Raw genomic sequence first — 22,428 nt, 5'->3', positions numbered from 1 at the left:
GCTAATACCGAGAGGATTCACTCGATGCGCACACGTTGGAGCCGCCGGGTTGCTGCTGTCCTGTCTGCCGTCGCCATCGCGGCCGGCATGGTCGGGTGCTCCAGTTCGGGGTCTGACGAACTGCTGATCTACAACGCTCAGCACGAGTCGCTCACCAAGGAGTGGATCGACGCGTTCACCAAGGAGACCGGGATCAAGGTCACCTACCGGCAGGGCGGCGACACCGAGCTCGGCAACCAGTTGGTGGCCGAGGGCAACGCCTCACCCGCCGACGTGTTCCTCACCGAGAACTCCCCGGCGATGGCCGCTGTCGAGAAGGCCGGGCTGTTCTCCGACGTCGAGCAGCAGACCCTCGATCAGGTCCCGGCCCAGTTCCGGCCGTCGTCGGGCAAGTGGACCGGCGTGGCGGCGCGCTCGACCGTCTTCGTCTACAACAAGGCCAAGCTCCCGGCCGACCAGCTGCCGCACTCGATCATGGATCTGCAGCAGCCACAATGGAAGGGCCGGTGGGGCGCCCCGCCTGCCAAGGCGGATTTCCAGGCGATCGTCGCGGCCATCCTCGAACTGAAGGGCGAGCCGGCCACCGCGCGATGGCTGGCCGGTTTGAAGACCAATGCCGTTGTGCTCCAAGACAATATCGCGACGCTGCGCGCCGTCAACGATGGCCAGGTCGACGGCGGGATCATCTACCACTACTACTGGTTCCGCGATCAGTCCAAGACCAAGGAGATCAGCGGCAACACGGCACTGCACTACTTCAAGAACCAAGATCCCGGAGCCTTCGTCAGCCTGTCCGGCGGCGGTGTCTTGAAATCCAGCAAGAAGCAGGACCAGGCCCAGCAGTTCCTCCGGTTCGTCACGGGCAAGGCCGGTCAAGAGGTGCTGCAGAAGGGCACCTCGTTCGAATATCCGGTCGCCAGTGGCGTCGCGGCCAACCCGGTACTGCCGCCGTTGGACACGTTGCAGGCTCCTGAGGTCAACCCGTCCAATCTCGATGCCGCCAAGGTCACCGACCTGATGACAAAGTCTGGCTTGCTGTAATTGGTCGCGACCGAGCCCCCGTCAACGCAGCAGGCGACTCCGCAGCGCTCCGCAGGTGCCCGGCCCGGGCCAGGGCTGAGCGGCGCGGTGGTGCTGTTGCTGGCGGCCACGTTCATCCCGCTGGGCTACGTCGCCTGGTCGGTGATCACCACCGGTCCGCGCCGGGTGATCGAGCTGGTGGTGCGGCCCCGGGTCGGAGAACTCCTGCTCAACACCGTGGGCCTGGTCGTGATCACCGTGCCGTTGTGTGTGGTGCTCGGGGTCGGTGCGGCCTGGTTGGTTGAGCGCACCGATCTGCCGGGGCGCACGTGGTGGCGGCCGGTGTTCGTCGCGCCACTGGCGGTGCCGGCGTTCGTCAACAGCTACGCGTGGGTCAGCGTGCTGCCGACGCTGCACGGAATGCCTGCAGGCATTCTGATCGCGACGCTGTCGTACTTCCCGTTCGTCTACGTGCCCGCCGCGGCCACCCTGCGCCGCATCGACCCGGCGCTGGAGGAATCGGCCCGCGCGCTGGGATCCGGATCGTCCGGGGTGTTCTTCCGAGTGGTGCTGCCGCAGCTGCGTCTGGCCATCCTGGGTGGCGGCCTGCTGATCGGTGTCCACCTGCTGTCCGAGTACGGCGCGTTCGCGATGATCCGCTTCTCGACCTTCACCACCGCGATCTTCGAACAGTTCCAGGCCACCTTCGACGGCGCCGCCGGCGCCACCCTGGCCGCCGTCCTTGTCCTGTTATGCCTGCTGCTTCTGGTCACCGAGGCCGCCGCCCGCGGCAACGCCCGGTTCGCGCGGATCGGTTCGGGCGCCCAGCGCGCCGGCATGCCGATGCGCCTGGGCCGCACCATGTTGCCGGCCACCGCCGGGCTGCTGGTACTGGCCGCGCTGGCGTTGGGTGTGCCGCTGTGGACGCTGACGCGCTGGCTCTGGATCGGCGGCACGCAGGTGTGGGATGCGACGGAAATCGGTACCGCGCTGGCCCAGACGGCCACGCTCGCCGCCGCTGCCGCGGTCCTGACCACCGTGCTGGCCTTCCCGTTCGCCTGGGTCGCCGTCCGCTACAGCGGTCTGCTGGCCCGCTCGATCGAGGGCGCCAACTTCATCACCAGCTCGATGCCCGGCATCGTCACCGCGCTCGCCCTGGTCACCGTCGCGATCCGGTACGCTCCCCCGCTCTATCAGACTGCGGCGCTGGTGATCTGCGCCTACGTGCTGCTGTTCTTGCCGCGCGCGCTGGTCAGCCTGCGCTCGGGCCTGGCGCAGGTGCCGCCGTCGGTGGAAGAGGCCTCCCGCTCGCTAGGTGCGTCGCCGGCGCGCACGTTCGTGCGTGTCACCCTCCGGCTGACCGCCCCGGCCGCCGCGGCCGGCGCCTCGCTGGTATTCGTCGCGGTGGCAACGGAATTGACGGCGACGCTGCTACTGGCGCCCACCGGCACCCGCACCCTGGCGATGAGGTTCTGGTCGCTGAGTAGCGAACTGGACTACGCCGCGGCGGCACCCTACGCCCTGATGCTGATCGCCCTGTCGATCCCTGTGACCCTGATGTTGTTGCGCCAGTCGACGAAGGTGGCCGCCCTGTGACCGACGACGTTCTGCAGGTACGTGGACTTCGCAAGTCCTTCAACGGCACTACGGTGCTCGACGGTATCGACCTGACCCTGACACCGGGGACCATCACCGCGGTGGTCGGCTCGTCAGGCTGCGGCAAGACCACGCTGCTGCGGGTGATCGCCGGCTTCGATTCTCCCGACGCGGGCACCGTGACCATCGCCGGCCGCCAGATGGCAAGCCCCACAAACACTGTCGCCCCGCACCGCCGCGACGTCGGCTATGTGGCGCAGGACGGCGCGTTGTTCCCGCACCTGACGGTCGCCCAGAACGTCGCCTACGGTCTGCGCGAGCGCGGTGCCGCGGCCCGAGCCCGGGTCAGTGAGTTATTGGACACCGTGTCCCTGGATTCCTCGTTCGCGCAACGCCGGCCGCACCAGCTCTCCGGCGGCCAGCAGCAGCGCGTCGCACTGGCCCGGGCCTTGGCCCGCCGGCCGGTGGTCATGCTGCTCGACGAGCCGTTCAGCGCCCTGGACACAGGGCTGCGCGCGGCCACCCGCAAATCCGTGGCAAGGGCGCTGTCCGACACCGGGGTGACCACCCTGATCGTGACGCACGACCAGGAGGAGGCGCTGTCGATCTCCGATCAGATCGCGGTGATGCGCGAGGGCAGATTCACCCAGGTCGGAACACCCGAGCAGGTGTACCGCCAACCGGCCGACCGGTTCACCGCCGAGTTCCTCGGAGATTGCATCACGGTGCCCGGCACCGTCACGTCCGGATGGGCCGACAGCGCCCTGGGCCGCATACCGGTCCAGTCCGGCGCCGCCGACGGTCCGTGCACACTGGTGCTGCGACCCGAACAACTTGTCGCCACCGCGATCTCGGACAGCGCGGATGATGCCGGAGCGGCGGCCACCGTGGGGACCGTGGTCGCCACCGAGTTCCTCGGCCACGACGTGCTGCTCACCATCGAACCGCCGGCGGCCGGTGAGCCCATCGTCGTGCGTCAGCACAGCCTGAATCCGCCGGCATGCGACACCAAGGTCCGAATCGACGTGCGTGGCACCGGGACGGCATTGCCTTGAACCCCATCGTCGAGGCGTTGCGGGCTCACGGTGACCGGATCGCGGTGGTGACCGATACCCAGCAGGTCAGCTACTCGACTCTTGCCGATCTCGTGTCACAGGCCTCGACGGCGCTGGGCCCCGAACGCCGGCTCGTGCTCCTCGAAGCACGCAACGACCTGCCCACCCTGGTGCACTATCTGGGCGCGCTCGCCGGCGGCCACGTATCCGTGCCGGTACCCGCGGGCGGCGATCACCGCGAGATCCTGCGGACCTACTCCCCCGATACCGTGATCGACGCCGCGGGCATCCACCATCGGCGCGCCCACAGCACGCACCGACTGCACGACGACCTTGCGCTGCTGATGTCGACCTCGGGCAGCACCGGGTCACCGAAGCTGGTCCGGTTGTCCCACACCAACCTGGCAAGCAACGCCGCCGCCATCGCCGAGTACCTCGGTATCAGTGAGACTGACCGGGCGGCAACCACATTGCCGATGTCGTACTGCTACGGCCTTTCGGTGGTCAACAGCCACCTGCCGCGCGGCGCCGCCCTGATCCTCACGGACCGCTCGGTGGTCGACGACGAGTTCTGGGACCTGTTCACCCGCCACCGTGCCACCACCTTCGCCGGAGTACCCCACACATTCGAACTGCTCGACCGCATCGGCTTCGACTCCATGGACCTACCCCACCTGCGCTACATCACCCAGGCCGGCGGACAGATGGCACCGGATCGGGTGCGCCGCTTCGCAGCACTGGGAGAGCGCCGCGGCTGGCAACTGTTCGTGATGTACGGGGCCACCGAGGCGACCGCTCGGATCGCCTATCTGCCACCGGAATTGGCCCTGTCACATCCCGAGACCATCGGCCGCGCGATCCCCGGCGGCAGCCTGTCCATCCGCCCCGGTGCCGCGTGGCCCGACGGCACCGGGGAACTGATCTACCGCGGCGCCAATGTGATGCTCGGATACGCGCAACAGCCCGAGGATCTGGCCCTCGGCGCCTCTGTCGAGGAGCTGCGCACCGGCGACATCGCCCGGTGCGGCCCTGACGGCCTGTACCAGATCATCGGCCGCAGTAGCCGGTTCGTGAAACTGTTCGGACTGCGCATCGACCTGGACCGCCTACAAGCCGCCCTGGCCGACCGCGGGGTGACCGTGTTGTGCACGGACGACGGTGACACCCTTGCCGTCGCAGCTGTCGACGCCGGCGGAGCCACCGCCTCCGACGTGCAACAGCTGACCGCCATCGCGGCGGGTGTGCCCGCCGGCGCGGTGCGCGCCGTGCTCGTTGCCGAACTCCCCCGGCTGGTCTCGGGCAAGCCCGACTACGCCGCGGTGCGCACGTTGGCCGCCGAACCGCCCTTCTCCGATGGTTCCGACCTTCGGGAGATGTTCGCCGACGTTCTACACCTCCCCGCCGAATCCATCGACCGCGACGCCAGCTTCGTCGATCTCGGGGGCAACTCACTGTCCTACGTGGCCATGTCGGTCCGGCTGGAACGCGCCCTGGGCCGGCTGCCGAAGGATTGGCACCGGATGGCGCTGCGGGAGCTGGAGTACAGCTGCACACCCCGACCACGTCGATGGGCGACCGTGGAAACCAGTGTCGCGTTGCGCGCGGCGGCCATCGTGCTCATCGTCGGCTCGCACGCCGAGTTGTTCGCGCTGTGGGGCGGTGCGCACGTCCTGCTCGGGGTGGCCGGCTACAACTTCGGCCGGTTCTGCCTGACACCGGTGCCGCGGCTCACGCGGTTGCGCCACCTGCGCAACACGATGGCCTGGATCGCGGTGCCCTCGATCGCATGGGTGGCCATCGCACTGATCCTCACCGACGACTACCACGCCTCGAACCTGTTGCTGGCCAACAAGTTCCTCGGGCCGCACGACAGTATGACCGCGGGGCGGTTGTGGTTCGTCGAAGTGCTGTTCTGGATCCTGGTGGCGCTGACCGCGGTGTGTGCGCTGCCGGGCGCCGATCGATGGGAACGGCGCCGCCCGTTCGCCTTCGCCGCCGCGTTCCTGGCGTTGGGCCTGGTACTGCGCTACGACCTACCCGGTTTCGGCTTGGGCCGCGACGCCTGGTTCACGGTGCTGGCGTTCTGGTTCTTCGCTGCCGGATGGGCGGCGGCCAAGGCCACGGCCACCTGGCAGCGCGTGATCGTCACGCTGGTGCTGGTGGTCGGCCTGCACGGCTACTTCAACAACAGTGGCCGAGAAACCCTGGTGCTGGCGGGGTTCGCCCTGCTGATCTGGCTGCCCGCGCTGCGCTGCCCCGCCGTGGTGGCGACGGGCTGCGGAATACTCGCCGAGGCGTCGCTGTACATCTACCTCACCCACTACCAGATCTACCCGCTGTTCGGTGACCACCGGGTGATCGGCGTGCTGGCCGCATTGATTGCGGGCGTGGCACTCACCTACGTGGTCAACGCGGCCCGGAAGTACGTGGCATCTGTCGCCGCCGGGTCGGGCCATGGATACGGCCTTCGATCGTGGTGCGCACTCGTGACTCGACGATTCTCGATCAGGAAACGTCGTCGGCCTTGCGATGCGGATTCGGAACTGTGGACTGCGGGACGCCGCTGAGCTTGCGGAGCGTGGCGATGCACGCATGAAGTTCTTCGAGGGCGACGCCGGCCGCCTTAGCGCTAAAGAAGTCGTGCAACTGGGCCAGTGACTTCTTCTGTGCGCCAGCGCCCCGACGGGTCACCTCGATACGGATGCCTCGGCGGTCGTCGCTCGATGGGGTTCGTCGCAAAAGGCCTGCCGCGACGAGTTTGTCGATATCTGAGGTGATTGTGCTCGGCAAGACGTTGAGGTAGTCGATCAGCATGCCCGGACGGTCGAGCCCAGCGTGGACCAGAAAGATGATGCCCAGTGCGCGCTCGGAGATTCCGTACTCACGGGCCACGGGCGTGGTGAGGTTTGAAATCATGCGCCGGATGTCGGTCGCGGCGCCGAGGAAGTCCACGATGTCGCTGTCGTCGGCAGCTCCGATGGTGTCAGCCACGACGTCACACCCTACCTGACCTCGCGTTCCAGGACCGAGATCCCGCAAATAGTTCATTATCTGAAGTATGTGCGCTACTGTCTCACTTGGGCGAGGTTCACCTCGCCGGTCGTCTGTTACGGGAAACAGTGCGGAGTGCCATGAAGCCATCAACTCGTGTTCATCAACCTTCGGTTGCCGACCATGGCGAACGCTTGCGCGCGCCCCTACCCTGGAGAGCCCTCACCTGTTGGGGGATTGGAGCCGCGGTCGCGGTCTTCATCCTGGTGACTGCGGAGAAGCATGGACCGGCCTCATCTGAGAACGCGAATCCAGCGGGCGTAGGCAAACCACCGCCGGTGCAACCATTGTGGTCGAGCATCGACTTCGTCCTGTGGGGGCAGATACTGGGCGCAGTGCTCCTCGCCGTCACGATCGGTGCCTCGGCGGCGGTCTGGAGGCGCCATCCCGGGCATCCGGTCATTCTCATGATCCTTGCGTCCAGCACGCTTTTCTGGTGGGACCCGATCAACAACTGGGCGATCGGCCTGGTCTACAACCCGGACCTGTGGCACTTCCCCCGAGATTGGCCGTGGCTCAACATCTCTCCGGTTATCGAACCGCTGACTTCAGTGATCTATGCACCATATGTCCTGCTCCCCTATTTCCTGGCTATGCCGATCCTGCGGGCAATTCAGCGACGGCGGGACCCGGACACATTCGTTTGGCGCCACCCACTGATCTCGATAGCTGTGCTGACATTCGTCATCGGTGCGATTTGGGATGCCGCCCAGGAGATCCTGCTCACTCGCACCCAGTTCCTCACCTACAGCCACGTGGTCGAATTCGGCTCTATCGATGTGGGCAAGAACAGTCAGTTCCCGCTGTTGATGGCCAGCGTGCTCATCACGATCATCATGATCCCGGCGTCAATTCTGTTGTACCGGGACGACACCGGAAAATCGCAGGCAGACAAGATCGCCCAACGACTGCACTTGCACAATCGTCGACCCAAGCTGGCGACGTTTCTGGTGATGGCGATCGTGCTGAATGTCGCGATGATGAGTTTCAGCTCGGCGTTCTGGCTGGCACGTACGACGGGAGCAGCCTCCGCTGTAGCCTGCCCGTGGCCCTACCCAGAGGCTAAGACCTGGGATCCACGCGGTTACTACCAATCACAAGGCGCCCCAGGACCATTCACCTCCGGCAAAGCCAGCACGTGGCAGATCGGGCAACCCGACGGCCGGCCTACGGATATCACCGTGGAGTCGAACCGCTGCAATCTCCAGTGACAGCCGTGGCGGCGGAGCCAAGCCCTGATGGCTCGCCGCACTTGCACAACATGCTTGCATCGGCGGTCGCCGGCCAGCCAGTTGAGGTGGTCGCCGGCGGGCCGGGCGAGCATGCCTGGTCCGATGGCCACACGATCACGCTCAACCCCACAGAGGACTCGCGAAGCGCTATCGAGGCGGTCGTAGTCCACGCAGCGCTGATCGGCGCAGGTAGCCTCTCGCGCGAGCTGATGCGTCCCTTGCTGTGGCACAGTCGATTACGTCGCCGATTTCTGAGAATCGAGGGGCCGCGCGCTGTCGCCGAACTGCGAAACCTTCTGCCGCGGTCACTCGACTACATGATTCGCGACGACATCGCAAAGCTGAGTGACTCACCGGCAGGTTCACTAGCCCTCGCACGCACCAGTTTTGCCATCCCGGAGTCCGGTCTGTATCTGGGGGCGCTTCGGCCACACCAGGTACTGGCGGCAATGCCCAATAGTTCGGCAACTCCCGAGGCCCACAACTCAGGCGAGCGCAGCGCCGCCGCCGAGGCGTCGACGCAGCCAGTGCCGTCGACTCGGATGCCCGATGACAGTTTCGTCGCCGCCGGAAATGGCTCTCCACTGATCGGGCGCCTCCTGCATGCACTGTTGCGGGGGTCAGGTCTGGCAGCTACGGACGGGCCGGTCGGGGGACGTTCGATGTCACAGCTGGGTGCAGCGGGGCGCGCGAGCTCTACCGCAGTGATCGGTGTCAACGTCACGAATGAACTAGTTACATCGCTATCCGGCACGGGCTTTCGGTACCCGGAGTGGGATTCAAGCAGCGGATGCTACCGGCCCGAGTGGTGCACTGTGCGCGTCGTCGAGCCCGATGAACATCCGCAAGGTTCGATGGCGAACCCTGATCTAGGTATGCGAAGACCACTGTCTCGGCTAGGTACCGGTCTCGGGATCCGCCCCCGACAGCCCTACGGAGACGACATCGACATCGACGCCGCCGTCGAGGGCCGGATCTGTGCACTGACCGCACAGGAATCTGACGGAGCGTTCTATCTCGCGAGGGTCCGCGATCGTCGTGATCTGTCGGCGCTGATCCTCCTCGATGTCTCGGGATCAACCGCCGAGCCCGGCGTCGGGCAAGTTCGGATCCATGATCATCAACGGATCGCGGTTGCCGCGCTGGCCACGACCATGCAGGGGCTCGGTGATCGCGTTGCCGTGTACGGCTTTTCCTCACACGGACGGCACAACGTCCGGCTGACTACGTTGAAGACGTTTGCCGAGTACAACGAACGTTCTCTGCTCGCACGCCTGAGTCAGCTAGAACCGTGTGGGTACTCGCGATTGGGTGCCGCAATCCGGCACGGCGCCAGCATCATCGACCAAAGTGGCGGCACCACCCGGCGTCTGTTGATTGTGGTCTCGGACGGGCTAGCGTTCGATCACGGGTACGACCTGGATCACGGAGCGCGCGACGTTCGACGGGCACTCGCCGAAGTGCGCAGCCGGGGTACAGGGTGTCTGTGCCTGACGGTGGGCGCCACCGCTCCGTCAGAGGATTTGCGACTCGTCTTCGGCACCGCGGCCCACGCAGCGGTCCCCCGGCCCGATCGACTGGTGCCGGTCATCGCCAGCCTCTGTCGAGCGGCTTTGCGCACCGCCGAGGTCCACCGACACCGATCAGAACGCCGAAAGGACCAGCGATCCGATGCCGCCACCTAACGCTGCCATCGACATCTCGAGCCCTGCCACGGAGCGTCCGTTCTACCACGCGGTCGGCAATGAAGAACGCGTGTTCGCGGCCGCGTTCCGACAACAACTCCCCGTATTGCTCAAGGGGCCGACCGGGTGCGGCAAGACACGATTCGTCGAGGCGATGGCTCATGAGATGGGACGCCCGCTGATCACCGTGGCGTGTCACGACGACCTCACCACCGCCGATCTCGTCGGGCGGTTCTTGTTGCGTGGCGGGGAAACCGAATGGGTCGACGGCCCGCTGACGCGCGCGGTTCGCGAGGGCGCGATCTGTTATCTCGATGAGGTCGTCGAGGCCCGACAGGACACCACCGTGGTGCTTCATCCCCTCGCAGATCACCGCCGTACACTGCCGATCGAACGACTCGGTGAAACACTTTCCGCTGCAGCAGGATTCTGCCTTGTTGTCTCCTACAACCCTGGCTACCAGAGCGTTCTCAAGGATCTCAAGGACTCCACGCGCCAGCGCATGGTCGCCATCCAGTTCGACTATCCACACCAAGATGTTGAACGCATGATCGTGCAGCGTGAAAGCGGCATCGGTCCCCACGTCGCAGAAGACTTGGTTCGCCTTGCCCAGGCGATCCGCCGCCTTGACGGTGCGGGGCTCAGGGAGGTCTCTTCGACCCGTGTGCTGATCGCCGCCGCCCGCCTTGCCCAGGCCGGTCTGTCGCTGCGTGAGGCGGCCGAGGCTGCCATTATCGCGCCGCTGACCGACGACCACGCCGTGGGCGCGAGCCTTCGTCAGCTTGTCGATGTTTATCTGGCGGGCCAGCGGCACGACTGAGGGTCAACCGCCGATGATTAGTTCGGCGGCTCGTTCGCCGATCATCATCGCTGCAGCATTGGTGTTGCCGCCGACGATGCTCGGCATGATCGAGGCGTCGACAACGCGTAAGCCCTCCGCCCCTCGGACCCGTAGCGCTGGATCGACGACCGCGCGTTCGTCTGTACCCATCCGGCATGTCCCGACCGGGTGATACACACCTGAGGCGTTTCGGCGCACAAAGTCGGCCAGGTCAGCACCGGTGCGATTCGAGCCTGGCAGCACTTCGCGGTCGATCTCTCGTGCAATCGCCCGGTGGGGCAACGTTTCCCGGACCAGTTCCATACCGGCCACCAGGGTCGCTACGTCCCGGGGTTCAGCCAGATAGTTGGGGTCGATCAACGGAGCCGCGAACGGATCGGTCGACGCCAAACGCACGCTTCCCCGGCTCTCGGGATAGATCATCGTCGGCATGAGCGTCAGCGAAGACGAGGACTCAGCGGCCAAGTGCAGACCGGGACTGTCCTGATTTTCCGGATAGCTCATCGGAAGAATGAACATCTGGAGATCCGGAACGTCACGGCCCGCTCCGACGCCGCTATCGAGGAACGCCACCGCTTCAAACAGGGTGTGCGCCAGGTACGTCGACCTTGGACGCACGCATTCTCGCACTGCTGCGCCGGCGAAGCTCAGCGGTGATGCGCTGCGCCCGCCGCGAGCCTGGTAGGACATCGGCACAAACAAATGATCGTGCAGATTGTCACCGACGGGCAGGTCGACGATGACTTTGATACCGTGCTCGCGCAGGTGGTGCGCGTGGCCGATGCCTGAGAGCATCAGGAGCCGCGGCGAACCGAGCGAACCGGCGCTGAGGATCACCTCGCGGCTGGCGCGAGCAGAGCCAATCGGTCGCCGGTTGCGGCCCTCGACGAGCTCCACACCCGTTGCGCGCCCGGCCTCCATGACTACCCGGGTCGCGGTGACGTCGGTCAGTACGCGAAGATTCGGCGGCGGGTCCGATAGGTACCCGCGATCGGTACCCACTCGTCGGCCGGCACTAATGCTCTGCTGTAGTGGCGCTACCCCGGTCTGCTGCGAGCCGTTGTAGTCGTCGTTCATTCCGACTCCGGCGGTTTCCGCTAGCGCGACCATGTAACTTTCGGTGATACTCGCCAGTCCTGTAGCACGTTCGACGGCGATGGGACCATATCCGCCGCGCAGCTCGCTGGGACCGTCCTCGAAACTCTCCAGCCGCCGGAACGAGGGCAGGACCTCTGAGAACGTCCAGCCTTTCGCACCACTAGCGGCCCACTCGTCGTAGTTCTGCCGGTTTCCGCGCACAAACGCCATCCCGTTGATCGCGCTGCCGCCGCCGAGTATCCGGCCATGCGACTGGGGAAGGGTGCGGCCCTTCATATGTCGTTGCGGAACGCTGTACGCCGGCCAGGTGACCCGCCGTTGAAGGGATGTGACCGCATGGATGGCCCCGCACATACCGGGAACGGTGACCAGCGGGCCACGCCGCTGGCGCCCTGACTCAATCAGGATGACGGCCGCGCCGGTGTCGGCCAGACGTCGGGCGACGATCGCACCTGCACTACCCGATCCCACGACGACGTAGTCCGCCGACTCCAAACCGGCCGAACCTTTGATAACCGGCGCTCGATTCATTCCCCAGACCTTTCTTGGACCCGCATATATTTCAGTTTCTGAATTATGTACCGACCGTAGCGCATCCAGATCTCGCATCGCGTCCAGACCAGATACTTTCCAGTACAAGGCCATACGGGCGACACCCCTCACAGCGCTGATCCCGGATCAGGCAAGTGTTGGACTAGTACATAGGGTGCAACGATCTTCGGCTGTTCGCCGGTCTCACCGCCTGCGTTCCCGCAGTTCGCCTGCGCAGGTGCGTGTTTGGTCGCTGGTCCTTGGCAGCGGCGGTGGGTCGTGAGGGTGCCGGTGTTCCTATGTCATGGAATTCGGGTGAGTTGGAATGGCATCTCGATGACCAGCGGGCGGTTGATTCCGCAGCCACCGCTGATCCCCACTGTGCGGTCCCAACCCGAGAACGCTGCGACTTCCTCGAAGCTCGGCGATCCAGACAGGTCGGGCGAAAAGTACAGCAGCTGATCGGCTGGTGCCACGGTGCCGTCGTGGCAGGGCGCCCATCGGTCAAGGTGTCGTCGCACTGACCACAGGCCCGCTGAGTCGCATCGGATGGGTGCGCTCCACCCTTGACTGCTTCTCACATCTCCTGCACAGTCAGATGTTTCGGAGCTGCACGTGGTACTGACCGTCCAGGTACTGGTCACCGTGGCTTCGTCGTGAAAGATCTCGTTGGTTTTCGCCCACGTCCCGTCTGACACTGCACGGTAGGCGCCGTTGAGTGGGGGGTCGCAGAATGCAGCGGCCACGCTCGGGGCGGTAGTCAATGCCGCGACAGTCGACGCAGCGATCAGTAGAAGCATTGGCAGTGCAGTGGTGGCTGGTTGCTGCCCTAACCTGAGCGCCGAAGTCACGGGCGATCCTCCATCACGAGGTCTTTCCAGGTCGCGGCCCGCTTGGAGGCAACGAGGTTGGCCTGATGATAGGTCTGGCCGTCAGGTGTGACGTAGCGTCCGGAATTGGGATCGTATTGCGCGAAGACGACCGCAGGTTGTGAGCGAGTGTTGTTGCCGCCGAACACACTTGGTGCCGCCGGTACCGCGCCGCCGGGATCGGGCGTCGGCACTGGGGGTACGGGGTTGGGCAGCGGTGGTGCAGGTGGCGGGGTTTGGATGGGTCCGTCAGTGTCAGGGTCTGGTGCGGCCGGCGGCGGCATGGGGGTGCCGTTGATCGGACCGAAAATGTGGTCGTCGTTAGTGGCCCGAGCGTCGGGCGGTACGCCTTGGGCGATCAGGTTGGGGTCCAGTGGGTAAGGGCCTGTGAGGTGTTGGCGCATTGCCAGGGGTACATACGGTTTGTCGCTGTTGCAGATCTCGGCCGTCGGGGCCCGCTTTCCCGGCTTGTTCATGCAGGGGTAGTTCCGGGCCCCGCGCACCGCCAGCGGTGAGTCTTGGGGCAGTTTGCAGTACAGACCTTCGGGCGTATCGACCTCTGAGGTGTCGTCCGGAGACCGCCATTGGCTGGGCGGGAGGAAGCCGACGGTGCACGACGGTGGATCCCCGAACGAGAGAGTGAAGTCGCCTTGTCCTAGCCCGGTCGGATTGTGGTCGGGCGCTGCCGAGATGATGTTGGCGACGAAGGGCGGCATCAACACCAGGATTTGTTCGAGGCCGGGTCGGTAGGTGACCAGAATCTGTCCGATCGAGGTCAGGTTGGCCAGCAGCACCGGCAGTGTCGGCTTGACCTGCTCGAAGAGCCGGGACGCCTCGTTGATCGATGCCGGTCCATCGTTGAGCACCTTCCTGATCTGTTGGTCGTCGTCGACTAGCGCGGTGGTGATGTTGGCGAGGCCGCGTACCCAGGTCCGCAAATCACTAGTGGCAGCGGCCTGCGAATCGAGTAGCGGCGCGGAGTCCTCGACGAGGGCTCTGGTGGGGTCGCGCACATCGTTCAGGCCGGCCGATACTTTGGCCGATGAGTCCATCAGGGATCCCAGGACGTAACCGGCGCCGTTGAACGCCCTGGAGCTTTCGTCGAGCAGCAGTCCGAGTTTGTCTTTCGGGATGCTCTTGATCAGCGCGCTGGTTTGGTCAAGTAGTGGCCCGACTTGTTGCGGAACAGTGGTGTCTGCCTTGGCGATCGTCGAACCGTCGTGCAGGTATGGGGGTGTGTCCGAGATGGGTTTCAGGTCGAGGTATTGCTCGCCGATTGCCGACACGCTGCGCACATCAGCCTCCAGGTTTGCGGGGATTTTTGGTGAGGCATCCAGTGACAGAGTCGCTTTGGCTCCGCGTGGAATGAGCGAGATCGCTGTCACCTTGCCGATCTGCACACCGCGGTAGGTCACGTTGGAAAAGCGGTACAGCCCACCAGTTCCCGGCAGATCCACTGTCACGGTGATACGTCCCACGCCCAGCAGTGTCGGCACCTGCATGTAGACCACCACCATGGTGACCAGCCCCACGATGGAGCCGATCGTGAAGAGCACCAACTGAACCCGGACCAACCGTGTGAGCATTAGCGTTCTCCCTGATCAGCCGGAGGCAAGGGCGGTTCGCCGCTTGGTTGTTCGGTGGGTGCGGACGCAGATGGGGCTGGCGTGTCAAGGGGCGGCGGTGAGCCCAGCGGCGCCGTCGATGGCGGCGCCGCTGCGGGCGGGACGGGCCCACCGGGCAGAATCACCGGCGGCCCGGCCGGCGGGACTGGTGGGGCAAGCGCAGTGCCCTCCGGCGGCACCGTCAGTGGCGCGCCGAGCGGATTGTTGGTGTAGTACCAGTCATAGCCTGGGTCTCCAGGGGCTGGCACCAGTTGCGCTCCGTCGACACCCCAGCGAGTTCCCAGGAACAGGCCGCGTTTGAGGCGGGGAACGGTCAGGTCCGCGACGGCGAAGAGATTCAGATAGTCGCCTTTGAGGCCGCGGTCAATCACGTTCTGGCCGTATGGAAAAACCGTGGCGTACATCAGGCCGTCGATAACGCCTGGGCCGGCGTCGGCCAGTGCACGTATGGTGGGCTGGAGGTTTTGAAGATTCTTCACCAGGTCGGCCTGCGTGTCGTTGATCAGCGTGATCGCGGTGTAGCTGAAGGTCCGCAGTTTGTCCAGCGCGGTGATGATGCGCGGCTTCTCGGCCAGGAGCACGTCAAGTGCGGGGGGAAGTGTGCGCACCGTCTCGGTGATCACGTCATGTTGTCCGGCGAGTGTGCCGGTCAGTCGGGTGAGGGCATCGATGGAGGCGATCAGGTCGCCGCGTTGATCGTCAAGTACACCGATGAACCTGTCGAGGCGGGTGATCAGGTCACGGATCGCGTCCTGACGTCCCGACAGTGCCGCATTGAAATTGTGGACGATGTCGCCGACTTGGCCCAGGCCTCCGCCGTTGACCACCGCAGACAGCGAGGACAACGTCTGCTCGGTCGAGGGATAGGTCGACGATTCGTTCAGCGCGATGGTGGACCCGGGTGCGATGTGCCCCAGCGGAGGCTGCCCGGGTGGCGGGTCCAGCGCCAGGTGCTGTGATCCCAGCAAGCTGGTCTGCCCGACGGTGGCGACGACGTTGGCCGGGACGTTGGCCCCGCTTTGAAGCCTGACTTCGACGTCGGCATGCTGACCACGCAGCGTCATCGTGCCAACACTTCCGACGACGACGTCGTTCATCATGACCGGCGAATTCGACTCAAGCGTGCCCACATTGGCGATTTCGACGTGGTAGATGGTGGCTCCGGGTCCATGGCCGACGGTGCCAGGCAGCGGCAGGGAGTTCACCCCGTTGAAGGCACAGCCTGACAGCATGAGCACCGCAGCGGTGCTGACCGCCGCTCCCATTCTCATTGAATGCCAGCCGATCATGGTGGGGGTGTCCCTTCGGTGGGTGGCACGGGCGCGGCTTGTTCGGGCGGAGGTGGCGATTGCAGCGCGGGGGCAGGTAGTAACAGATTTTCGACGCTGGGCACCGTGGGCGGCGGCGCGCCGGGATAGAGCGCCGGCGACGGCGCTGCCGGCAATGGTGCATATAGGCCCGGCGGCGCGGGCGGTTGGTTCCAGCCCCGCGGCGGGGGCACATCGCCTGCCCCGGTGTAGGCCGAAACAGACGGAGGCTGCTCGGCGGGCACGGGAGTGCCCCCGGTCCCGCCGGGTGCCAGCGCTGGGTCGGTGTAGAGGACGTTGCGCGGAGAGGGAGCCAGCGCGGGGTTGATCGGGAACGGCAAGTTGTTGAAGTTGAGTTGGCCCAGTGCCGGCCCGAGGTATTGCGCGCACAGTTTCGCGGTTTCGGATGCGGTGGTGTTCTTGACGGCGCCGATCGCGGCACAGATGAACTGCACCGGGTTGGAGAAGTTCGTGAACGAGATCGAGCCCATAATCGTGCCGGTGTCAGGGTTGTAGTCGCCATAGCCGTTGGCGAGCGCAGTCGGTGTCACATGCAGGAGCTGTTCTAGGTCCTTGCGGTGCTCGACGAGGTTGGAGGTGACATTGGTCAGCCGTTGGACTTGTTCGCTGGTCTTGTCACGGGTGCCGGCGATGAAACGTTGGACTTCACCGAGTGCTGAGGACAGATTGTTCAGCGCGGCGTCGAGATCAGTGCGGTTGTCATCGAGGATGCTGGTCAACGTGGCGAACCTGCCCTGGAATTCCACGATCTGGGGATTGGTGTCACGCAGCGCGGTGACCAACATTTGCAGGTTTTTGACGGTGTCTGCGATGTTGCCGCTCCCATCGGCCAGGATGCGTCCGACGCCGGCAAGCTGGTTCAGCGTTTCGCGGAGTTTGTCGCCGTTGCCGTTGAGTGCATTGGCGGTGCTGTCGATGAATCGCGCGATCGCTGGAGTCGAGACCTGACTGTTGGGCCCCAATTCGGTCGCCAGGCGCATCAGTTGGGTTTTGACTTCGTCCCATTCGACCGGGACGGCGGTGCGATCGATCGGGATTACGGCGTGGTCGCCCATGGTGGGGCCGTTGGCGTGAGGGTCGCTGGACCGGTAGGCCGGGGTGAGCTCCACGTAGCGGGCCGCGAGCAGGTTGGCAGCGACGATGACGGCTTTGGCATTGGCCGGGATGGGCACGCCACCGTCGATGTCCAGCGACATCCTCACCTGGCCGCCTTCGGGAGCGATGGCGGTGATGGTTCCGACTTTGATTCCGGCGACCCGGACACCATCGCCCGGGTAAATGGCTGTGGCAGAGGTGAAGTAAGCGGTCACCGTTTTCACGCCAAAGTACGAGGCGTGCACCAGCACCACGCTGGCCGCGAGGGCCAACGCGATGAGCGCACCTGCCAGCGCGGTGTGTGGGCGGGCAATCATGGCGGACCCCATCGTTCTTGTTGTTGCGGGATCCCGTTGCGCGGGAACGGGAATTCTGCACGTGGGCCCGCATTGTCGGGTGGCTGCCCGGCGCCGGCTCCTCTGCGGAATCCGAAGGCATAGTCCAAGAAGGGCTGCAACAGTTGAGGCATGCTCAGGTTGGCGATCTGGGCTTGGTAGTACGGGCCGCTGGAGACCAGTTCACCGGTGCTCAGTTCGTACTGCGCCAATCCGGGCAGCGCCTTGGCAATGTTGTCGCGGTTCTTCTCCAGTACTGCGGTGACGGCGTTGAGTTTGTCGAGTGTGGGTGCCAGTTCGGCCTCGTTGTCGTGCACCAGGCCGGTGAGTTGGTTGGCCACTGCCGAGGTGTTGGCGAGCAGTTCAACGATTGCTTGGCGCACCTGCACGAGAACGTCGAGCAATGCGTTGCCGTCGAGGATGAGGGTATTGACCTGTTGACTGCGCTCGGAGAGGACCGCACTGACGTCGCTGACGTGTTCGAACAGCTCGCCCAGGGTTTGGTTGCGTGCATTGAGCGCCCGCGACAGTCGGGTGAGGCCGTCGAAAGTTGATCCCAGATCCGGCGAGATCGCCTCGATGGTGGCCGAAAGAGCGTCGAGGGACTGGTTGAGTGTGTCGGTGTCGGTGCCGGCGATGTCGGTGGTGAGGTCGCCCACCGCTTCGGTGAGCGAGTACGGCGAGGAGGTACGGGTCGACGGGATGACGTCAAGGGCTGGCATCCGGCCGGGTCCTGCGGCGTTCACGGTCAGCACTCGCTGTCCCAACAGCGAACCGGTGCGGATGTGGGCGGTTGTTTGCGTTCCCAGCGAAATGTCACTGCGCAGAGAGAAGGTGACAAGGGCCTGCCCGTCGTGAAGCTCCACGCTCGATACGGTGCCAACGCTCGTTCCCGACATGGTGACGTTATTGCCTTCGGCCAACCCGCCGGCTTGATCGAACAAGGCTTGATACCGGATCTCGGTGGCATAGGACACCAACTGTTGGCTCCGCATCCCGACGACGATCACCAAAACGATCACAACGACACCGATGAAGCCGCCTCGGATAAGCTGGGGTGCAAGGTATTTCAGCATCAGTTGTCTGAGCACCTTCCCGTTTCTTGCTTCATCCAGGGAAAGACTGCTGTGCGCCCCTCTAGATCGGTGACTCGGACTGCCACACCGCACAGGTAGTAGTTGAAGAAGCTGCCGTAGGCGCCCAGGCGCGCCAGCTTGCGATAGTTGTGCGGCATCCGCTGCAATCCGGCGTCGAGGTGGTCTTTCTGCGTCTCCAGGTTGGGTGCCAGGCGGTTGAGTTCGTCGACGGTGGCGGCCAACGGTGGACGCGCGTGAGTGAGCAGGTCGGCCAGCGACGCGGTTCCTTTGTCGAGGGCGGTGATCGCGTTGCCGATGGGATCGCGGTCGGCGGCGAGTTGACTGGTGAACTGTTGCAGGCGATCAATCGTGCCGGAGAACTTCTCGCCGTCTTTGGCTAGTGTGCCCACTGCCGTGTTGAGGTTGTCGATGAGTTGTTCAACGAGTTGATCGTTGTTGGCGAGGTCGGTGGTAAACGAAGAGGTCTCCGACAGCAGCGATTGCAGGGCACCGCCCTGCCCTTGCAAGACCTGCAACAACGATTGGGTCAGCGCGTTGACGTCGTCGGGATTCAATCCCTGGGTTACCGGCCGCAGCCCACCCAGGAGCAAGTCGAGGTCGAGGGCCGGTGCGGTGCGTTCGATGGGAATCTGAGCTTGGGCGGGCAGGATGGTGGTGGATCCTGGTGCCGCCGCGAGTTCGAGGTAGCGGTCTCCGGTCAGGTTGAGGTAGCGCACTATCGCCTGGGTTCCGGTGGTGAGCACCGCCGAGCGGTCTGCATCGAAGCTGACCAGCACGGTGGTGTCCGGCCGTAGTTGGACGCTGGTGACCGTGCCGACTCGGATGCCGGCCACCCGCACCGAATCCCCTTTTTTCAAACTGGAAGCGTCGGCAAATACTGCTGAGTAGTCATGCGACGATCCGGTCCGGTACTGGCCGAAAACTACGAACAAGCAGGTGGTCAGTATTGTCATCACGACACCGAACACACCGAACTTGACCGCCGTGCCCCTCGTCGCGTGCCTCATCCAGGTTGACCGATCTGTGCGGAGTTTCTCGGCGGCCCAGCGAGCGGTCCGAACAGCGTTTGCTTGAGGCCATCGGTGTTCAACAGGATGCCTTCGTTGCCGTATCGAGCGGGGTTGGTGCCGACGTCGGCGATGACGAGCGGGGGCCGGGACAGATAGCGCACGTTCGGTAGCCCTGATACGCATTGTGGGCCACCGGTCGCAGCGACCTTGGGCAGATCTATCGGGTACCGGTAGCGCTCCTTGCCCAGGACGAACCCCGCATTGACCATGGCGCCGGGCACCTGCGGTTGCTTGATGTAGGCGGCTTGGATCAAACCTCCCATCAGGCAGTACAGGGCCTGGTTGTACTGGCTGGTCAAATCGGTAGTCGGCGCCAGCAGATGGACTGCATCGGTCAGTGGGGCGCGGTTTGCCGTCAAGACGTCGTTGCCGACATCGGCGAGTCCGATCATGCTGACCAGAAATGCATCGAGATTGTGTTGCTCATCAACGATGCTCTGACTGATTCGGCCTGCGTTGCCGGCAGCGGTGAGCAGATCGGGTGCTGCATCGGCATATGCGTTGAGCACTGTTGGTGCAGTGGCCAAGTCGTGGCTTAACGCCGGCAATCCGGGCTCCAAGGTGGCGAGGTAGGTGTCCAGGTCGACCAGCATTTGACCGATCGACTCCCCGCGGCCGTTGACGGCGGAGGCGATCGCGCCCAGCGTCTGATTGAGTTTGGCCGGATCGATCGTCGAGAGCACCGCGGTGAGTTGCTCGAAAACGGTGTTCACTTCGACAGTGACCCGTGAAGCGTCCAGTACTTGACCGGGAACCATTGGCTGCGGTGACGGATCCGCTGGATCAATGAGCTGAACGTACTTCGCGCCGAACACTGTGGTCGACGCGATATCAACCCCTACGTTGGCCGGAATCTGCTGCAGCTGCGCTGGATCCATCGCCAGATGCAGTACTGCGCGCCCATCGGGTAAGGCCTCCAACGACTTGACGGCTCCGACTTGAACCCCCCGCAATTTCACCTTGGCATCGGGGTTCATCACCAGTCCCGCGCGGGGTGACATCACCGTCACCGGGACTGCTGAGTTCAGGTCACCGCGAAACAGCACCGCCACCATGGCGATCGCCAATCCGATGATCAGCACCGTGATCAACCCGGCCACCGGGCGCGGCCAGACACGCCCGACGCTGGAGGTCGGCTTCACCGCTGCTACTGAGGAACGTCGGTGCGTTCCCACGCGTACCCGCGTTTCCGCCACGTCGGATCGATCCCCGTATCGGCTCACCGGCGTTTCACCCCCTCTAAGTCCGCGACGACACCCGTGCCGCTACGACTGCCCGATCGCACCCCTGCGGCTGACCAAATCACCTCGACGGCAATGCTTTCGCCATGCCGGTCGATGTTGCGGCGCTCCACTGCCCTCCACCCTGATCACCGCAAGCAGATTCATATCTGACTTGTGTGCGACCATCCGGATACCGCGTGCCACATACCTCTAAAGGTATAACGCAGCACACAACGGGTTGTCTACCCTCAATCGACCGATCCTCGATGGCGATGCGACAACGTCGACCCGCCAGGAGGAAGTATTAACATGCAGTTCAGAGTGCTCATTCGATAACTCGTCGCTGCCGATGCCAGGCGCGACAGCTCCCCGCCCCGCGACTGCTTTACAAGTCTTCCACCTCGCACCATTTGGGAAGATGCGCCAGATACATGTAGATATAAGTGTGACTAGCGGAGCATGACAGGGTTATTTACGTGGCCCTCGATGGTGGCGTGCAGTACAGACGCGCTGCCGTCAGGAAGCACTCGCCTCGCGACCAGGAATTCACTGCCGACCCAGCCGTGCCGGATGAACTTTCCGAACCTCAACCGGGTCCCGGGGGCACCGGTCGCCGCCGGGAGCATCTTGATGCGCTCCAACGCCTCTTTGACAGCCGGACCGGTCAAGGGCCGAGCGCCGGCGAGAGCGGTCATCATGAGCCGGCCCACGTCGTAGCAGTACAAGGGAAAGAAGTACTCAGGGCGACGCCCGTAGGCCCGCTCGAAACGATCCAGAAACGCTTGCCCGGTCCGATTCCGCTCGTCGTACTGGTCAAGACCGATCCAGCCGGCGAGTTGCTCGCGCCACCACGGACTTGTCGCGGCGAATTCGAATGCGGTCGTCGTGTAACGCGGCGGCATCCAACCGATGTGCTCAAGTGCAGCGTTCATCCCGATGAGCCCGAGGCCGAAACCGACGTGCATGACCGCGTCGGGCCTACCTTCTGCCAGCGTGGCCATTGCGGCTCGCTTGTCGCTTTCAACCTGAGGAATCGCCACCTCGGCCGTGATCGTCAATCCTGCATCTCGGCAGGCCTCTCGGCTGGTTCGCAGGTACTCACGGCCAATCAGGCTGTTCTCGAAAGCAAGTCCGACGGTGTGGCACCCATCGAGGGCCACAACCGTGGCAATGATGATGGGTTCTTCCTCCATGGAGCCGGCCGGAAGGCCGAAAACCCATTCCCCCAGCATACTTTCCGACGCAGCCATCGTAATGATCGGTACCTGCGCAAGGTCCTCGACATACCCGCGCAGCGCGACGCCATTCTCTGAGACCCACGGCCCGAAGATCACCAACGCATCCGCGTCGACCAGTTGATTGAAGGCGTCGCGCACGGCACGAAAACACCCGTTCGGCAGTCCCTGAACCGCACGTACGACGAACTCGACCGGCCGCTCGATCATTCCGCGCTCCTGGAACTCGTCAGCGATGAGTTGCATTGCAGGAAGGATGTTCTCGTCGTAGCTGCCGTCCTCATCCAGGTAGTCGATGAGCAGCCCGATGCGTGCCGGGGTCACGTCGGCCATAGGGCTCCTTTCCCGTCACCTGCCGGCGGGACCCGGGTCGATACATCTGTTCTTTCGAAGAGTTCAAAGTTAACGCATCATTACGGCCGCAGTCCAGAGAAGCCTCTAT

17 protein-coding genes are annotated in these 22,428 nt (G+C 64.4%); 7 read left to right on the top strand and 10 right to left on the bottom strand.

Features of this window, described 5'->3' with window-relative positions; genetic code table 11:
• Positions 1-24 precede the first annotated feature (24 nt).
• The 4 genes from EH231_RS02250 to EH231_RS02235 are packed head-to-tail and all read left to right on the top strand — an operon-like array spanning position 25 to position 6,238.
• Positions 25-1,041: an iron ABC transporter substrate-binding protein gene (locus EH231_RS02250; protein ID WP_124711793.1), complete on the top strand. Its 1,017-nt coding sequence runs from the start codon at positions 25-27 to the stop codon at positions 1,039-1,041.
• Positions 1,042-2,616 (top strand): ABC transporter permease, encoded by a 1,575-nt coding sequence (locus EH231_RS02245; protein WP_090425107.1) that lies wholly within the window; start codon positions 1,042-1,044, stop codon positions 2,614-2,616. It begins immediately after the preceding gene.
• Positions 2,613-3,671: an ABC transporter ATP-binding protein gene (locus EH231_RS02240; protein ID WP_124711792.1), complete on the top strand. Its 1,059-nt coding sequence runs from the start codon at positions 2,613-2,615 to the stop codon at positions 3,669-3,671. The genes EH231_RS02245 and EH231_RS02240 overlap by 4 nt, the downstream gene beginning before the upstream one ends.
• Positions 3,668-6,238 carry an AMP-binding protein gene (locus EH231_RS02235; protein WP_124711791.1) on the top strand — a complete coding sequence of 857 codons (2,571 nt, stop codon included), beginning with the start codon at positions 3,668-3,670 and terminating at the stop codon, positions 6,236-6,238. The genes EH231_RS02240 and EH231_RS02235 overlap by 4 nt, the downstream gene beginning before the upstream one ends.
• Here the strand turns inward: EH231_RS02235 and EH231_RS02230 are convergent.
• Positions 6,177-6,662, bottom strand: a complete 486-nt coding sequence (locus EH231_RS02230) for a MarR family winged helix-turn-helix transcriptional regulator (RefSeq protein ID WP_164480739.1) — start codon at positions 6,660-6,662, stop codon at positions 6,177-6,179. The two genes, EH231_RS02235 and EH231_RS02230, sit on opposite strands and share 62 nt — an antisense overlap.
• A 140-nt stretch (positions 6,663-6,802) precedes the next feature.
• Here EH231_RS02230 and EH231_RS02225 point away from each other — a divergent pair, with 140 nt between their 5' ends.
• The 3 genes from EH231_RS02225 (at position 6,803) to EH231_RS02215 (ending at position 10,459) form a co-directional block, all read left to right on the top strand.
• The gene (locus tag EH231_RS02225; protein WP_090425103.1) at positions 6,803-7,933 is read left to right on the top strand and encodes a spirocyclase AveC family protein; all 1,131 of its coding nucleotides are present in this window, start codon (positions 6,803-6,805) and stop codon (positions 7,931-7,933) included.
• An 896-nt stretch (positions 7,934-8,829) separates the two neighbouring features.
• Positions 8,830-9,639 (top strand): nitric oxide reductase activation protein NorD, encoded by an 810-nt coding sequence (locus EH231_RS33735; RefSeq protein WP_164480738.1) that lies wholly within the window; start codon positions 8,830-8,832, stop codon positions 9,637-9,639.
• Positions 9,626-10,459, top strand: coding sequence for a CbbQ/NirQ/NorQ/GpvN family protein (locus EH231_RS02215; RefSeq protein WP_124711788.1), 834 nt, complete (start codon positions 9,626-9,628; stop codon positions 10,457-10,459). Before EH231_RS33735 ends, EH231_RS02215 begins: the two co-directional genes overlap by 14 nt.
• 3 nt (positions 10,460-10,462) lie before the next feature.
• Here the strand turns inward: EH231_RS02215 and EH231_RS02210 are convergent, their stop codons facing one another.
• From EH231_RS02210 to EH231_RS02175, 9 genes are all read right to left on the bottom strand, one after another.
• Positions 10,463-12,223 carry a GMC family oxidoreductase gene (locus tag EH231_RS02210; RefSeq protein WP_241177867.1) on the bottom strand — a complete coding sequence of 587 codons (1,761 nt, stop codon included), beginning with the start codon at positions 12,221-12,223 and terminating at the stop codon, positions 10,463-10,465.
• Between the two features lie 188 nt (positions 12,224-12,411).
• Positions 12,412-12,909 carry an Rv2253/PknI dimerization domain-containing protein gene (locus EH231_RS34890; protein WP_458251956.1) on the bottom strand — a complete coding sequence of 166 codons (498 nt, stop codon included), beginning with the start codon at positions 12,907-12,909 and terminating at the stop codon, positions 12,412-12,414.
• 47 nt (positions 12,910-12,956) lie between these two features.
• The gene (locus EH231_RS02205) at positions 12,957-14,564 is read right to left on the bottom strand and encodes an MCE family protein (RefSeq protein ID WP_090425099.1); all 1,608 of its coding nucleotides are present in this window, start codon (positions 14,562-14,564) and stop codon (positions 12,957-12,959) included.
• Entirely contained in the window at positions 14,564-15,892 is a 1,329-nt protein-coding gene (locus tag EH231_RS02200) for an MCE family protein (protein ID WP_090425098.1), read from the bottom strand. The genes EH231_RS02205 and EH231_RS02200 overlap by 1 nt, the downstream gene beginning before the upstream one ends.
• Positions 15,889-17,343 (bottom strand): MCE family protein, encoded by a 1,455-nt coding sequence (locus tag EH231_RS02195; RefSeq protein ID WP_090425097.1) that lies wholly within the window; start codon positions 17,341-17,343, stop codon positions 15,889-15,891. Before EH231_RS02195 ends, EH231_RS02200 begins: the two co-directional genes overlap by 4 nt.
• Positions 17,340-18,437 carry an MCE family protein gene (locus tag EH231_RS02190; protein ID WP_090425096.1) on the bottom strand — a complete coding sequence of 366 codons (1,098 nt, stop codon included), beginning with the start codon at positions 18,435-18,437 and terminating at the stop codon, positions 17,340-17,342. Before EH231_RS02190 ends, EH231_RS02195 begins: the two co-directional genes overlap by 4 nt.
• A complete protein-coding gene (locus EH231_RS02185; protein WP_241177865.1) occupies positions 18,437-19,411 on the bottom strand; it encodes an MCE family protein in 975 nt (324 codons plus the stop codon). The genes EH231_RS02190 and EH231_RS02185 overlap by 1 nt, the downstream gene beginning before the upstream one ends.
• Positions 19,412-19,461: 50 nt before the next feature.
• On the bottom strand, positions 19,462-20,670 hold the full coding sequence (locus tag EH231_RS02180; RefSeq protein ID WP_241177864.1) for an MCE family protein: 1,209 nt from the start codon (positions 20,668-20,670) through the stop codon (positions 19,462-19,464).
• A 530-nt stretch (positions 20,671-21,200) separates the two neighbouring features.
• The gene (locus EH231_RS02175; RefSeq protein WP_090425094.1) at positions 21,201-22,319 is read right to left on the bottom strand and encodes an ABC transporter substrate-binding protein; all 1,119 of its coding nucleotides are present in this window, start codon (positions 22,317-22,319) and stop codon (positions 21,201-21,203) included.
• Between the last annotated feature and the right edge of the window lie 109 nt (positions 22,320-22,428).

Origin of the sequence: Mycolicibacterium nivoides (assembly GCF_003855255.1) — a bacterium.
Lineage (GTDB): Bacteria > Actinomycetota > Actinomycetes > Mycobacteriales > Mycobacteriaceae > Mycobacterium > Mycobacterium nivoides.
The sequence above is the reverse complement of the archived record's forward strand: the minus strand, read 5'-3'. Positions and strand labels throughout refer to the sequence as shown.

Bases quoted from the DNA above. Each gene is read 5' to 3' on its own strand.
- EH231_RS02250 (WP_124711793.1), top strand. From the start codon at position 25: ATGCGCACACGTTGGAGCCGCCGGGTTGCTGCTGTCCTGTCTGCCGTC.
- EH231_RS02225 (WP_090425103.1), top strand. From the start codon at position 6,803: ATGAAGCCATCAACTCGTGTTCATCAACCTTCGGTTGCCGACCATGGC.
- EH231_RS33735 (WP_164480738.1), top strand. From the start codon at position 8,830: ATGCGAAGACCACTGTCTCGGCTAGGTACCGGTCTCGGGATCCGCCCC.
- EH231_RS02215 (WP_124711788.1), top strand. From the start codon at position 9,626: ATGCCGCCACCTAACGCTGCCATCGACATCTCGAGCCCTGCCACGGAG.
- EH231_RS02210 (WP_241177867.1), bottom strand. From the start codon at position 12,223: ATGGCCTTGTACTGGAAAGTATCTGGTCTGGACGCGATGCGAGATCTG.
- EH231_RS34890 (WP_458251956.1), bottom strand. From the start codon at position 12,909: ATGCTTCTACTGATCGCTGCGTCGACTGTCGCGGCATTGACTACCGCC.
- EH231_RS02205 (WP_090425099.1), bottom strand. From the start codon at position 14,564: ATGCTCACACGGTTGGTCCGGGTTCAGTTGGTGCTCTTCACGATCGGC.
- EH231_RS02200 (WP_090425098.1), bottom strand. From the start codon at position 15,892: ATGATCGGCTGGCATTCAATGAGAATGGGAGCGGCGGTCAGCACCGCT.
- EH231_RS02195 (WP_090425097.1), bottom strand. From the start codon at position 17,343: ATGATTGCCCGCCCACACACCGCGCTGGCAGGTGCGCTCATCGCGTTG.
- EH231_RS02190 (WP_090425096.1), bottom strand. From the start codon at position 18,437: ATGCTGAAATACCTTGCACCCCAGCTTATCCGAGGCGGCTTCATCGGT.
- EH231_RS02185 (WP_241177865.1), bottom strand. From the start codon at position 19,411: ATGACAATACTGACCACCTGCTTGTTCGTAGTTTTCGGCCAGTACCGG.
- EH231_RS02175 (WP_090425094.1), bottom strand. From the start codon at position 22,319: ATGGCCGACGTGACCCCGGCACGCATCGGGCTGCTCATCGACTACCTG.